This is a genomic window from Collimonas sp. (genome assembly GCF_035566375.1).
Lineage (GTDB): Bacteria > Pseudomonadota > Gammaproteobacteria > Burkholderiales > Burkholderiaceae_D > Collimonas.
Genome location: NZ_DATMRK010000076.1, coordinates 1 through 13,700 on the forward strand (window position 1 = coordinate 1; position 13,700 = coordinate 13,700).

Genomic DNA, 13,700 nt, shown 5'->3' on the forward strand with positions numbered 1-13,700 from the left:
CGGGGCCGTCATGCACAAAATGACGCATCTTATTTACGGGGTGGTCCGTACTGGCAAGCCCTTCGATCCAAATTATTTAACCAACGGGCTTGCTATTCAAGACGGTATCTGACCCCACATGACGGATTCGGAGAAAGACAGAGCGCACTGGGTGGTTTTGTTCTTTTTAAAGGCAGCTACTCCGTGGCCCGCTAAGTGGGGTCAGAGTGAAGTTTCTGCAAAAAGCGCACAGAAAGTTCACTCTGACCCCAGTTAGCTGCGGTTGTTAAGCGCAACCAGGCAATAAGTAACTGCGGCAGAGCTTCGATCCTGATTGGATAATTCTGGTGACTGATGGTAACAAGCTATGGCGACACTCATTTTCACTCCGCAACTTGCCCGTTTCATCGCAGCGCCGGAAATTCATACCGACGCCCTCACCTTGCGCGCGGGCCTGGAAGCAGCGTTCTCGTCGAACCCGCGCTTGCGCGCTTATCTGCTCGATGAGCAAGGCTGCCTGCGGCCGAATGTCGCCATTTTCATCGACGGCCATACTGTACGTGACCACGTGCATCTGAACGCGCCACTGACGGCGCACAGCAAGGTGCACATTCTGCAAGCTCTCTCCGGAGGTTGACCATGACTGAACGGGCCTGGATCGCAAGCCGCAAAGGATTGTTTGAACTACTCAAGCAGGATGGCAGCTGGAGCCTGGGACCGATTGCCTTTCTCGGCGAGCCGGTCTCCATGGTGTTGGCGGATCCGCGTGACGGTGCTGTCTATGCGGCGCTGAATCTTGGCCACTTCGGCGTAAAACTGCATCGCAAGGATGGCGGCAGCGAGCACTGGACTGAAATTGCTGCACCGGCCTATCCCCTCAAACCGGAAGGCTCAGGCGACCCGGTCGAGTGGACCGTTAAATTCATCTGGTCGCTTGCTAGCGGCGGCGTCGACCAGCCCGGCGTGATCTGGGCCGGCACCTTGCCGGGCGGCCTGTTCCGTTCCAGCGATCGAGGCGAATCGTGGACGCTGATGCATTCCTTGTGGGATGCTCCCGAGCGCCGCGAATGGTTCGGCGGCGGCTACGATGTTCCAGGAATTCACAGCATTTGCGTCGATCCGCGCGACAGCCGTCATGTGCTGGTCGGCATATCCTGCGGCGGCGCCTGGGTCACGCGTGACGGCGGCGCTAGCTGGAGCTTGAGCGCCAAGGGCATGCACGCGGGCTACATGCCGCCGGAGCGCGGCGACGACCAGAATATCCAGGATCCGCACCGGATCGTCGGCGCCAGGGAAACCCCCGATCAGCTTTGGTGCCAGCACCACAACGGCATCTGGCGCTCAGAGAACTTTGGCGCAGACTGGCAGGAAGTCAGCACTGCGCCCTTGCCGAATTTCGGTTTCGCCGTAGCCGTGCATCCAGGCGACGGCAATACCGCCTGGTTTGCCCCCGCAGTGGCCGACCAGACGCGGATCCCAGCGGACGCCGCCCTGGCAGTCACCCGCACCAGCGACGGCGGAAAATCGTTTACGGCCTTGCGCAACGGCCTGCCCCAGCAGCACTGCTACGACCTGGTCTATCGGCACGGCCTGGCGGTGGCGGATGATGGCCGCACCCTGCTGATGGCCTCGACTACCGGCAGCGTCTGGCTGTCGGAAAATGCCGGCGACAGCTGGCAGACCATTTCCGCCAACATGCCACCGGTTTATGCGGTGTGCTTTGGCTGAGCGGTTTCATTATTTATGCGACGTCGATAGCGGTGAAACAGCTCGACATATCGATAGAGCAAAAATATATTGGACGCGGCTGCAGCCAGCCCCGATACTCTCGGATCGTCTGGCTCAGGTCACCTGCTCAGCTCACCTGTTTACGCGCCTGTTCCAGGCCTGCCATACTCCTTACCCTCGGCGTCGCAGGCAGATGCCCCTGACATTCCATAAATTAATCTATGAATATTTTCTCTCTCTGGTTCCGCATCCCTTTTTGGCAACGCGTGCTGGGCGGCTTTGTGCTCGGCGCCCTGGCCGGCTGGCTGGTAGGCGCACCCGCCGAAACCTGGTTTGGCCCGCTCGGCAAGTTGTATGTCACGCTGATCAAGATGATCGCTGTGCCGCTGGTTTTCTTTGCCGTCACCAACAGCATTTCAAGTTTGCATGGCATGAAGAGCGTCGCCGCACTGGGCGGCAAGACCTTCTTGTGGTTTGCCGTCACCGCCGTGCTGGCGGTCGGCGTCGGCCTGCTGGTAGCCAATTTCACCAATCCCGGCCAGAACCTCGGCCAGCTCAGCATCGCCGCCGATTACACCGTGCGTGAAGTGCCGACGCCGATCCAGGTGCTGCTGGACGTAGTGCCGTCGAATCCGTTCAAGGCGCTGTCCGAAGGTAAGATCCTGCAAGTGATTTTCTTTGCCGCGCTGCTTGGCATGGCGCTGGTCAAGCTGGGCGACAAGGTCAAGCAAGTGCGCGAACTGATGGGTGAAGCCAGCAGCGCCATGATTCAGATCACCCGTTTTGTGCTGGAAATGACGCCGCTCGGCACCTTTGGCTTGATCGCTGCGCTGGTCGGCTCCTACGGTTTTGAGCGTCTGCTGCCGCTGGGGAATTTCGTCTTCACCTTGTACCTGGCGTGCGCGCTGCATATCGTGGTGGTGTACGGCGGCCTGCTGCTGAGTCATCGCCTTAATCCGATCCGTTTTTTCCGCGGCGCTTTCCCGGCGATGCAAGTGGCGTTCACCAGCTCATCGAGTTTCGCATCAATGCCGATCGCCCTGCGCAGCGTGGTGCATAACCTCGGCGTGAAACAGGAATATGCAGCGTTTGCGGTGCCGCTGGGCGCCAGCATCAAGATGGACGGCTGCGGCGCGATTTATCCGGCGATTGCTTCGATTTTCGTGGCGCAGTATTTCGGCCTGCATCTGGATTTGTCGCAGTATTTCATCATCATGCTGGCTTCGGTGCTGGGCTCTTTCGGCACCGCCGGCGTGCCCGGCACGGCGATCGTGATGGTGACGCTGGTGCTCAGTTCGGCTGGCCTGCCGCTGGAAGGCATCGGTTACCTGGTGGCGATCGATCGCATTCTCGACATGATGCGCACCATGACCAACGTCACCGGACAAATGCTGGTGCCGGTGCTGGTGGCCAAGGAAGAAGGTTTGCTGGATCTGGAAATCTACAATGCCGCCAACAGCGATGTCGGCCTGGACCAGAACAGCAACGCTGCTGCCTGATCCATCCAAGCTTGTTTTTAAGGCTCGCCATCCCAATAGTCCAGGTCGTTTTCAGCGCGCTGGATGACATCGAAGACCCGTTCGCCGCCGGCGGACGCCATCGCCAGGAACTTGCCGGAATCGGGGTATTCGCATACCTCCGGCTGTTCCCTGGTGCTGACCGAAAGATACTTCAAGGGCTGGTCTGAGGTATTCACTATCTGATGCGGATACTCCGGACCGGGCGGAATGAAGATGATGTCGCCGCTAACCAGCGGCAGCATTTCTCCCGCCACCCTGAGCGAACCGCTGCCCTCCAGAATAATAAACATCTCCTCCTGCGCGTAGTGGAAGTGGTACGGGCAAGATATTTTGCCGGGGGCGACGACATCAATGCTGGCGCCCAGCTTCTGTGCTGCGGTGCCTGTCGCCAGGCGCGCGCAAAGCGAGTCGTACAAAGGCTCGCGCAAGTCATGCTTGAGCTCTGCGGTATTGAAGTTGCGAATCAGGCGACGGCTCAAACTCTCTACGTTTTCACTCATTCTTTTCTCCGGAATTATTGGCGCCAGAACTGAACCCGGCGCCTGCCCAGCAGAATACACGCAAGCGTGCTCCAAAGTAATTCCCGGTTTATTTCGGCCACTAAATACACATGCACCGATGCGGACAATCGCAACACAGAAATGGTGCAAAGCCGCATTTCAGCACAATCGAAGCACCATCGGCGCACCACTTCCGCACACACGCGATGACACAAAATACACATCCCAAAAAAGAAAATAAATTTCCATAAATTTTCTTTACTTGCGAACGAAATGAAAATATATTTACACAAATTATAAAAATCAAACCAAGAGGCAGACGGTGCAACATTCCGCAATCACAGCATGGCAACGCGAAAGTGCGGTCGCAGCACGCATAGGCAAAGCCTATCCAGAGTTATCGAAAGCGCATCGCAAGGCAGCCGACTATGTACTGGCGAACGTGTTCCATACCGCCACCATGACCATCGACGAACTGGCCGATGCGGTCGGCGTGTCGTTGGCGACGGCTAACCGTTTCGCCCATGCATTGGGATTCGACGGTTATCCGGCATTCCGGGCGGCGCTGGTGCTGGATTTTGCTTCGTCGCTGGCGCCGGTTGAAAAACTGCGCGACCAGGTGCTGCGCCCCGCCAGCAGTGCGGAAATCATGGCCGCGGCGCTGACCGCGGACATGCAAAACCTGGAAGCCACCCGCCGCGCCCTATCGCCGGCGCATTGCGACCAGGCGGTCAGCATGATTCTCAATGCGGATCGGATATTCATCATCGGCTTCGGCGCCAGCGGCTTTCTGGCCGGCCTCATGGCGCACGCATTGGAACCCTATTGCCGCACCGTGATACCGGCCGCCGGGCCAGGCGGGCCTTCGCAAGCAGGACGCCAATTCTTTAAACTCGATCAGCGCGATCTGGTGATTGCGATGGCTTTCCCGCGCTACGTCACCGATACCGTGACGCTGGCCAGTCGCGCCAAGGAACGCTCGGCACAAGTGCTGGCGTTTACCGATGGCCCGACCTCGCCGCTGGTGCCGTTGGCGGACGTGACCTTGTACGCACAGACCGAACGCCTGTTGTCGCCGACCTCGGATGCGGCGGCGCTGGCCTTGATCCAGGCGGTATGCGACGCCGTCGCCCATCGCGCCAATCGCTCAGTGCATGCGGCGTCGAAGATGACGGAGGCAGTGCTGCCCTGGCTCCATCACCCGGACGGACAACGGCAGCCGGGTACACAGAACAAGGCCGGCAAGGCCGCCTCCAACAAAATTGCAGCGAAGGCGAAATAACTTGAATACCAATGCAACTCCCTCAAACCACACTGCCACCATCGCCATCCACGGCGGCGCCGGCACCATCTTGCGCAGCGCCATGAACACCACACAGGAAAAGGCCTACCACGATGCGCTGAATGAAATCCTCAGCGCCGGCCAGAAAATCCTGGCGGCCGGCGGCAGCGCGCTGGATGCGGTTGCCTGCGCGGTCAGCATGCTGGAAGATTGCCCGTTGTTCAACGCCGGCAAAGGCGCGGTCTACACCCATGCCGGCACCCACGAACTGGATGCGGCGATCATGGACGGCGCCACTCTGGACGCCGGCGCCATCGCCAACGTCGAACATGTGCGCAATCCGATACTGGCGGCGCGTGCAGTAATGGAACATAGCGAACATATTTTTCTGGTAGGCGCGGGAGCAGAAAGCTTTGTCGCCCAGCATGGCGTGCAAATGGTGGAACCAGACTACTTTCATACCGAAGCCCGGCACGCGCAATGGCTGCGCGCGCGCGATCAGGAAGGCATGCTGTTGCTCGATCACGACGCCACCAGCCAGGCGGCAAGCGAGGCAAGTGCGGCCAGCGAGATCGAAATTGCGCCCATCGATCCCGATGACAAATTCGGCACGGTCGGCGCGGTTGCGGTCGACATGCACGGCAACCTGGCGGCGGCCACCTCGACCGGCGGCATCACCAACAAGCGGGTCGGCCGGGTTGGCGATTCGCCGCTGATCGGCGCCGGCTGCTACGCCAACAATCGCACCGTCGCCGTTTCCGCCACCGGCACCGGCGAAGCATTCATGCGCACGGTGGCGGCTTACGATATTTCGGCACGCATGGAATATGCTGGCCAGTCTATGCAGGACGCAGCACAACAAGTGGTGATGGATCTGTTGCCGCGTTATAAGGGCCGCGGCGGCTTGATCGCCATCGATGCCCAAGGCAATGTAGCGCTGCCATTCAATACCGAAGGCATGTATCGCGGCTTTGCCAGGGTCGGCGAAGCACCGGTAACGGCAATCTATAAATGATGAAAAAAGCGATGCAATCAGCGACAGAAAGCGATCCCATGAACAAGCAAATTGGCCGTCGGGTGCTGACGGTGGAACAAATGAGCGTTGGCTTCACCACTTCCGAACGCAAGGTGGAAGCGGTGCGCGATCTGTCCTTCCATATCGACGCTGGTGAAACGCTGGCAATCGTCGGTGAATCCGGCTCGGGCAAATCGGTGTCGTCGCAAGCCATCATGCGTCTGATCGATTATGGCGGCGGCCGCATCACCGGCGCCCGCATGAATTTCCAGCGGCGCGACGGCAACATCGTCGATCTGGCCAGCGCCGATCAGCAAACCATGCGCCACATCCGTGGTTCGGAAATCGCCATGATTTTCCAGGAACCGATGACCTCGCTCAATCCAGTGTTCACGGTTGGCGAGCAGATCGCCGAATCTATACGCCTGCATCAAGGCAAGAGCATGGCCGCAGCGCGTGCCGAAGCCTTGCGCATGCTGGAAATCGTGCGCATCCCGGAAGCGCGCCGCATCCTGGATCGCCATCCGCACCAGCTCTCCGGCGGCATGCGCCAGCGCGTGATGATCGCCATGGCGCTGTCTTGCAAGCCATCGCTGTTGATCGCCGACGAGCCGACCACCGCGCTGGACGTGACGATCCAGGCGCAGATCCTGCAACTGATACGCGCACTGCAGGATGAAATGCAGATGGCAGTCATCTTCATCACCCACGATATGGGCGTGGTGGCCGAGATCGCTGACCGGGTAGTGGTCATGTGCCGCGGCGAAAAGGTTGAAGAAAACAATGTGCATGCGATCTTTGAAGCGCCGCAGCATCCCTACACCCGCGCCCTGCTGGCAGCAGTACCGCGCCTGGGCGCCATGCATGGCACCGACCTGCCGGAACGGATTGCCATTGCAGGCGCAATCGTCACTCCTGAAATGGAGGCGGAAGCGAAAATCATACGCACCATTCCCGGTTCCGATCCGCAGCAGCAACCGCTGCTGAAGGTGCGCAAGCTGACCACCCGTTTCGATGTCAAAAGCGGCGTCTTCAGCCGCGTCAAGCAACGCGTGCATGCGGTAGAACAAATCAGTTTCGACTTGTATCCGGGCGAAACGCTGGCCTTGGTGGGTGAATCCGGTTGCGGCAAATCGACCACTGGCCGTTCGCTGCTGCGGCTGGTCGACATCACCAGCGGCAGTGTCGAATTCGGCGGCCGCGATCTGGCCAAGCTGCCGCGCTCGGAACTGCGTTCGCTGCGGCGCGAGATTCAATTCATTTTCCAGGATCCGTTTGCTTCGCTGGATCCGCGCCTGACGGTTGGTTATTCGATCATGGAGCCGCTGCTGGTACATGGCATGGCGGAAGGCGCACAGGAAAAAGTCGCAGCGCTGTTGGAACGGGTCGGCCTGCTGCCAGAACATGCACAACGCTACCCGCATGAATTCTCCGGCGGCCAGCGCCAGCGGATCTGCATCGCCCGCGCATTGGCGCTGAACCCGAAGATCGTGATTGCCGATGAATCGGTATCGGCGCTGGATGTATCGATCCAGGCGCAGATCGTCAATCTGCTGCTGGATCTGCAGCGCGAACTGGGTATCTCATTCATTTTCATTTCGCACGACATGGCGGTGGTGGAACGCATCAGCCATCGGGTTGCCGTCATGTATCTGGGGCAGATCGTCGAAATCGGTCCGCGCCGCGCGATCTTTGAAAATCCTCAGCATCCTTATACCAAGAAGCTGATGGCGGCGGTGCCGGTTGCCGATCCCAATCAACGTCATCGCCAGCGCGAAATGCTGCCGGAAGAAATTCCCAGCCCGATCCGCAATATAGATGACCTGCCCGTGGTCGAACCGCTGAAGCAAGTCGGCCCCGGACACTTTGTTGCAACTCACCGGATTGCCGGTGCTTTTTAAGCGTTTTTTTGCTTTGTTTGTTCTACCTTCATTGATCTTTGAACCAGGGGAGTAACACATGCGCACTACTCGATATTTCGGCAAGGTACTGGCGACTACCGCGGTTGCATTGACCGCCCAATTTACCGTCGGCCAGGCTTTTGCGGCCAAGGACGTCACGCTGGCGGTCGATTCGACCTTTACCACGCTCGACCCATATGACAGCAACGACACGCTGTCGCAAGCGGCCATCAAGTCCTTCTATCAAGGCCTGTTTGGCTTCGACAAGGATTTGAAACTGGTCAATGTGCTGGCGGAAGGTTATGAAGTCAGCAAAGACGGCCTGGTCTACAACATCCGTTTGCGCAAAGGCGTCAAATTCCAGGACGGCACCGACTTCAAGTCGGATGCAGTGAAAGTGGTGCTGGAACGGGTTATCAATCCGGACAACAAACTCAAGCGCTTCAATTTGTTCAACCGCATTTCCAAGGTCGACATCGTCAACGATTACGAAGTCAAGATCACGCTGAAAGAGCCGTTCTCGCCTTTCATCAATACCCTGGCGCACTCGTCCGCCGCGATGATTTCGCCGACTGCGCTCAAGAAGTACGGCAACAAGGATATCGCTTTCCATCCGGTCGGCACCGGCCCGTTCAAGTTCGAGGAATGGAAACAGACCGATTACCTGAAGGTCAGCAAATTCGACGGCTACTGGAAGAAGGGCTATCCGAAGATCGACAGCATCACCTGGAAACCGGTGATCGACAACAATACCCGCAGCGCCGTGATGCAGACAGGCGAGGCGCAATTCGCCTTCCGTATCCCTTTCGAGCAAGCCGATCTGTTGAAAGGTAAGCCCAACCTGGACCTGATCTCCTCGCCGTCGATCGTGCAACGTTACATTTCGATGAATACGCTGCAAAAACCTTTCGATAATCCGAAAGTACGGCAAGCCATCAACTACGCCATCAACAAGGAAGCACTGATTAAAGTGGCTTTCAACGGCTACGCAACGCCACAAGATGGCGTGCTACCGCAAGGCGTTGATTACGCGCTGAAAACCGGACCATGGGCATACGATCCGAAAAAGGCCAAGCAATTGCTGGCTGAAGCCGGCTATCCAAACGGCTTCGAAACCGAATTATGGTCTGCCTATAACCACACTACCGCACAGAAGATCATCCAGTTTGTGCAGCAGCAGTTGGCGCAGGTCGGGATCAAGGCCAAGGTGATGGCGCTGGAAGCCGGCGTACGTGTAGAGAAAGTGGAAAGCGCACCGGTCGCGGCCAACGCGCCGGTACGCATGTACTACACCGGCTGGTCGTCCTCGACCGGCGAAGCCGATTGGGGTCTGCGTCCGTTGCTGGCGTCGGAATCGTTCCCGCCTAAGCTGTTCAACACGGCTTACTACAAGAACGACAAAGTCGACGCCGATATCGCCAAGGCGCTGACCACTACCGACCGCACCGAAAAAACCGCGCTCTACAAAGATGCGCAAACTGAAATCTGGAAAGATGCGCCGTGGGCTTTCCTGGTGACTGAAAAGCTGTTGTATGCACGTAGCAAGAACCTGAAGGGTATCTATGTGATGCCCGATGGTTCCTTTAATTTCGATGAAATCGAGTTGAAGTAAAACGGTCGCCGGATGGTTTAAGCAACCATCCGGCGTACGCCATATATCGAATTTACTCAAACCAGGCAAAGACCTGGTGAGACATATAATCCGCGCCGGATCTGTCGTGACAGAGCGGGCAAAACCAGAGCACGCCATGTTTCCTTACATCTTAAAACGCCTGCTGGGCCTGTTGCCAACCTTGCTGATCGTGGCGGTCATGGTATTTCTGTTCGTCCACCTGCTGCCGGGCGATCCGGCGCGGCTGGTGGCCGGGCCTGAAGCCGATTCGCAGACTGTGGAGCTGATCCGCAAGGATCTCGGCCTGGATCAGCCGATGCATCTGCAATTCATCAACTATTTCAGCAAGGCCGTGCGCGGCGACTTCGGTCTGTCCCTGCGCAGCAAGCGCCCAGTCAGCACGGAAATCGCCGAACGTTTCTGGCCCACCTTCTGGCTCACCGTCACCAGCATGGCGTGGGCAGTGCTGTTCGGCCTGGTGATCGGCATCGTTTCTGCGGTATGGCGTAATGAGTGGCCGGACCGCCTGGGCATGACGCTGGCGGTATCCGGCATTTCTTTTCCTTCATTTGCACTGGGCATGCTGCTGATGGAACTGTTCTCGGTCCAGCTCGGCTGGCTGCCGACCATAGGCGCCGACAGCTGGCGCCACTACATCCTGCCGTCGTTGGCGCTGGGCGCCGCGGTGGCGGCCGTGATGGCGCGTTTTACCCGCTCCTCTTTTGTCGAAGTGCTGCAGGAAGATTTTGTCCGCACCGCACGCGCTAAAGGTTTGTCGGAAACCATCGTGGTGCTCAAGCACTGCCTGCGCAATTCCCTGATTCCCGTGGTCACCATGATGGGCTTGCAATTCGGCTTCTTGCTGGGCGGTTCGATCGTGGTGGAAAAAGTGTTCAACTGGCCCGGCATGGGACGGCTCCTGATCGACGCCGTTGAAATGCGCGACTACCCGATCATCCAAGCCGAGATCCTGCTGTTTTCGCTGGAATTCATTTTCATCAATCTGGTGGTTGACGTGCTGTATGCCGTCATCAACCCTAGCATCCGTTACAAGTGAGGCCGCCGGTGTCTACTCCAGTCAATACTCCGCTCAATCCTGTCGCCGCGATTGCCGCCGCGCCGCTGCCGAATACCATCCGCACACCATGGAGCGAATTCTGGCGCAAGTTCAAGAAGCAGCATCTGGCGGTCGCCGCCGGTTGTTTCGTACTGTTCCTGATCGTGGTGGCGATTGCCGCACCCTGGCTGGCGCCTTACGACGCCGAGAATTATTTTGACTACGACGCCTTGAACGCCGGGCCGTCGTTGGCGCACTGGTTCGGCGTCGATTCCCTGGGCCGCGATATTTTCAGCCGCATCCTGATGGGCACCCGCATTTCGCTGACCGCCGGTTTTTCATCGGTGGCGGTGGGCGCCGTGGTGGGTACCCTGGCTGGCTTGATCGCCGGCTACTACGAAGGCTGGGCTGACCGCATCATCATGCGCATCTGCGACGTGCTGTTTGCCTTTCCCGGCATCTTGCTGGCGATCGGCATTGTGGCGATTCTCGGCAACGGCATGTCGAACGTGATTCTCGCGGTGGCGATTTTCAGCATCCCGACTTTTGCCCGCCTGGTGCGCGGCAATACGCTGGCGCTGAAACACCTGACTTTCATCGAAGCGGTGCGCAGCATTGGCGCCAACGACCGCACCATCATCTTGCGCCATATCTTCCCCGGCACGGTGTCTGCCGTGGTGGTGTACTTCACCATGCGTATCGGCACCTCCATCATCACTGCCGCCAGCCTGTCCTTCCTCGGCATGGGCGCCCAGCCGCCAATGCCGGAATGGGGTGCGATGCTCAATGAAGCGCGGGCCGACATGATGACGGCGCCGCATATCGCGATTTTCCCCAGCCTGGCGATTTTCTTTACGGTGCTGGCGTTCAATCTGTTGGGAGATGGTTTGCGCGACGCATTGGACCCTAAGATCGATCGTCGCTAATGCTTGCTCTTCCTCTGACCCTGCCTCATATAGGCCGCCTGCCTGCCGGCCCCTTGAACGCCATCAGCGATGTCGCCGGCGTCACGGTCGGCCACGCCACTCTGGCGCAAGGCCCGTTACAGACCGGCGTGACGGTGATTCGCCCGCATCAGGGCGATTTGTTTCGCGACAAGCTGCCAGCCGCAGCAACGGTGTTCAACGGTTTCGGCAAAAGCATCGGGCTAGTGCAAGTGCAAGAATTGGGCGTGCTTGAAACGCCGATCGCGTTGACCAATACCATGTCAGTCGGCAGCGTCGCCACCGCGCAGATCATTTCCGCGATCCAGTCCAACCCCGAAATCGGCCGCAGCGACCCCACGGTCAATCCGCTGGTGTTCGAATGCAATGACGGTTATCTGAACGATATCCAGGCCATGGCCATCACGGCCGGGCATTATCAGCAAGCGCTGGCCAGCGCCGCGCCTGAGTTTGCCCAAGGCGCGGTGGGCGCCGGGCGCGGCATGTCGAGCTTTGACCTGAAGGGCGGGCTCGGCTCGGCTTCGCGTTACGCCAGCATCGGCGACAAGCAATATTGCGTCGGCGCGCTGGTGCTGTCCAATTTCGGCAAGCTGGCGGGATTGACGCTGGCGGGCCGGCATCTCGGAGAGGAGTTGCAGCGTCTACGCCTGCCGCAGCCGTCGCCAGAGGCGCCCGAGATGGGCTCCATCATCATGATTATTGCCACCGATGCGCCGCTCGACGCGCGCCAGCTGGGACGGCTGGCGACCCGCTGCGGCATCGGGCTCGGCCGTACCGGCTCGATCTACGGCCACGGCAGCGGCGACCTGGCGCTGGCTTTTTCAACCGCGCAGACCGTGCCATATCGGCCCCGCAGCATGCTAGGACGGAGCTTTTCCTTGTACGACAATCTGCTGGACCCCCTGTTTGAAGCAGTCGTGGACAGCACCGAACAAGCCATCGTCAATGCCTTGTTCGCAGCGGAAACCGTGAGCGGACGCGATGGCCATCAGCGCTTGTCGCTACGCGACGCCGCAGCCGGCCTGTCTTAAACTCTTACCAGAAAGCCACAATGAAAATCCTGATTTCCGTTGATATCGAAGGCGTTGCAGGTGTTTTTAACATAGAACAAACCCGCGCCGGCAATCCCGAATACGAACGCGCGCGCCGCCTGATGACAGCCGAAGCCAACGCCGTGATCGAAGGCGCGCTGGCCGGCGGCGCCAGCGAGATCGTGGTGAACGACTCGCATGGCGGCTTCCGCAACCTGCTGCCCGACCTGCTGCATCCGGCCGCCAGCCAGATCCTCGGCAAGCCGCGCCTGCTGGGCATGATGAGCGGCGTCGACAGCGGCGTCGATGGCGTGATGATGGTCGGCTACCACGGCCGCGCCCAAAGCCGCGGCATCCTGGCGCACACCATCAACGGCTTTTCCTTTGCCCGCATCTGGCTCAACGACCAGGAACTCGGTGAAGCCGGCATCTACGGCGCCCTCGCCGGCGAGTTTGGCGTGCCGGTGATTTTCGGCAGTGGCGACGATGTCTTCGTAGCGGAGAACCAGCCGCTGTTTCCGCAAGCCACGCTAGTCAGCGTCAAGACCGCGGACGGCGCCGCCAGCGGTACTTCGCTGTCGCCGCAAAGCGCCCTGGCGCTGCTGGGTGAAGGCGCCAAGGTCGCAGTCAGCAAGCTCGCCGACTGTCGTCCCTTTGTCCTGCAGCCGGCCATCACCTGCAGGTTGCAAACCACCAATCCGGCGCTAGCCGACCTGTTCTGCCTGCTGCCGATCGTGGAAAGAGTCGACGGCGTCAACCTGACGTTTTCAGCGCCGTCCGTCCAATATGCCGTGCGGGTGCTGAACAGCATGTCGGCCATGTCTTTCATGCTGCGCTAGCGGTGTAGGCAAAGTACAAGGAACGGGTTTTTGAGGTTGCAGCTGGTTTTGAAGGTGCAGTTGCAGTTGCTTTTGCAGTTGCAGTTGCAGTTGCTTTTGCAGTTGCTTTTGACGTGCCCCGCATTGGGACGTTGCCAAATGTAGCGGGTGTCAGTCGGGAATTGTGGGAGGACATGTTTGAGCGTAGCGAGTTGGTCCTCCCACCCGACTGGCACCCGCTACATTTGGGGACCTGACCGAAGGGAAGGCAACGGCTTTGCGGTCGCCTTTTCTTTGCTTACTTTCTTTTGGC

At 59.1% G+C, this 13,700-nt stretch carries 12 protein-coding genes; 11 read left to right on the forward strand and 1 reads right to left on the reverse strand.

The features are described from left to right. Positions 1-346 precede the first annotated feature (346 nt). From VNZ60_RS23275 to VNZ60_RS23285, 3 genes are all read left to right on the forward strand, one after another. Entirely contained in the window at positions 347-616 is a 270-nt protein-coding gene (locus VNZ60_RS23275; protein ID WP_325663474.1) for a MoaD/ThiS family protein, read from the forward strand. 2 nt (positions 617-618) lie between these two features. Continuing rightward, positions 619-1,707, forward strand: a complete 1,089-nt coding sequence (locus VNZ60_RS23280) for a WD40/YVTN/BNR-like repeat-containing protein (RefSeq protein ID WP_325663476.1) — start codon at positions 619-621, stop codon at positions 1,705-1,707. Between the two features lie 221 nt (positions 1,708-1,928). After that, positions 1,929-3,206 (forward strand): dicarboxylate/amino acid:cation symporter, encoded by a 1,278-nt coding sequence (locus VNZ60_RS23285; RefSeq protein ID WP_325663478.1) that lies wholly within the window; start codon positions 1,929-1,931, stop codon positions 3,204-3,206. A 17-nt stretch (positions 3,207-3,223) separates the two neighbouring features. On the opposite strand, the gene VNZ60_RS23290 is transcribed toward VNZ60_RS23285, so the two are convergent. Then, on the reverse strand, positions 3,224-3,727 hold the full coding sequence (locus VNZ60_RS23290) for a cupin domain-containing protein (protein ID WP_325663480.1): 504 nt from the start codon (positions 3,725-3,727) through the stop codon (positions 3,224-3,226). A gap of 322 nt (positions 3,728-4,049) precedes the next feature. Here VNZ60_RS23290 and VNZ60_RS23295 point away from each other — a divergent pair, with 322 nt between their 5' ends. The 8 genes from VNZ60_RS23295 to VNZ60_RS23330 all read left to right on the forward strand — a co-directional run bounded on the left by VNZ60_RS23295 (position 4,050) and on the right by VNZ60_RS23330 (position 13,408). Then, complete coding sequence (locus VNZ60_RS23295; protein WP_325663482.1) at positions 4,050-5,009, forward strand: MurR/RpiR family transcriptional regulator; 960 nt, start codon at positions 4,050-4,052, stop codon at positions 5,007-5,009. A 1-nt stretch (position 5,010) separates the two neighbouring features. Next, entirely contained in the window at positions 5,011-6,024 is a 1,014-nt protein-coding gene (locus VNZ60_RS23300) for an isoaspartyl peptidase/L-asparaginase family protein (protein ID WP_325663483.1), read from the forward strand. A gap of 38 nt (positions 6,025-6,062) precedes the next feature. Further along, positions 6,063-7,925 carry a dipeptide ABC transporter ATP-binding protein gene (locus VNZ60_RS23305; protein WP_325663485.1) on the forward strand — a complete coding sequence of 621 codons (1,863 nt, stop codon included), beginning with the start codon at positions 6,063-6,065 and terminating at the stop codon, positions 7,923-7,925. A gap of 58 nt (positions 7,926-7,983) precedes the next feature. Next, positions 7,984-9,537 carry a glutathione ABC transporter substrate-binding protein GsiB gene (gene gsiB / locus VNZ60_RS23310; RefSeq protein WP_325663487.1) on the forward strand — a complete coding sequence of 518 codons (1,554 nt, stop codon included), beginning with the start codon at positions 7,984-7,986 and terminating at the stop codon, positions 9,535-9,537. A 136-nt stretch (positions 9,538-9,673) separates the two neighbouring features. After that, positions 9,674-10,594, forward strand: a complete 921-nt coding sequence (gene gsiC, locus VNZ60_RS23315; RefSeq protein ID WP_325663488.1) for a glutathione ABC transporter permease GsiC — start codon at positions 9,674-9,676, stop codon at positions 10,592-10,594. 50 nt (positions 10,595-10,644) lie between these two features. Further along, positions 10,645-11,520 carry a glutathione ABC transporter permease GsiD gene (gene gsiD / locus VNZ60_RS23320; RefSeq protein WP_325663494.1) on the forward strand — a complete coding sequence of 292 codons (876 nt, stop codon included), beginning with the start codon at positions 10,645-10,647 and terminating at the stop codon, positions 11,518-11,520. Continuing rightward, entirely contained in the window at positions 11,520-12,569 is a 1,050-nt protein-coding gene (locus VNZ60_RS23325) for a DmpA family aminopeptidase (RefSeq protein WP_325663490.1), read from the forward strand. Before gsiD ends, VNZ60_RS23325 begins: the two co-directional genes overlap by 1 nt. Before the next feature lie 20 nt (positions 12,570-12,589). Further along, a complete protein-coding gene (locus VNZ60_RS23330) occupies positions 12,590-13,408 on the forward strand; it encodes a M55 family metallopeptidase (RefSeq protein WP_325663492.1) in 819 nt (272 codons plus the stop codon). The last annotated feature ends 292 nt before the right edge of the window (positions 13,409-13,700 follow it).

Coding starts and splice junctions, on each gene's coding strand:
- VNZ60_RS23290 (WP_325663480.1), bottom strand. CDS start 3,727: ATGAGTGAAAACGTAGAGAGTTTGAGCCGTCGCCTGATTCGCAACTTC.
- VNZ60_RS23275 (WP_325663474.1), top strand. CDS start 347: ATGGCGACACTCATTTTCACTCCGCAACTTGCCCGTTTCATCGCAGCG.
- VNZ60_RS23330 (WP_325663492.1), top strand. CDS start 12,590: ATGAAAATCCTGATTTCCGTTGATATCGAAGGCGTTGCAGGTGTTTTT.
- VNZ60_RS23305 (WP_325663485.1), top strand. CDS start 6,063: ATGAACAAGCAAATTGGCCGTCGGGTGCTGACGGTGGAACAAATGAGC.
- gsiC (WP_325663488.1), top strand. CDS start 9,674: ATGTTTCCTTACATCTTAAAACGCCTGCTGGGCCTGTTGCCAACCTTG.
- VNZ60_RS23280 (WP_325663476.1), top strand. CDS start 619: ATGACTGAACGGGCCTGGATCGCAAGCCGCAAAGGATTGTTTGAACTA.
- VNZ60_RS23285 (WP_325663478.1), top strand. CDS start 1,929: ATGAATATTTTCTCTCTCTGGTTCCGCATCCCTTTTTGGCAACGCGTG.
- gsiB (WP_325663487.1), top strand. CDS start 7,984: ATGCGCACTACTCGATATTTCGGCAAGGTACTGGCGACTACCGCGGTT.
- VNZ60_RS23325 (WP_325663490.1), top strand. CDS start 11,520: ATGCTTGCTCTTCCTCTGACCCTGCCTCATATAGGCCGCCTGCCTGCC.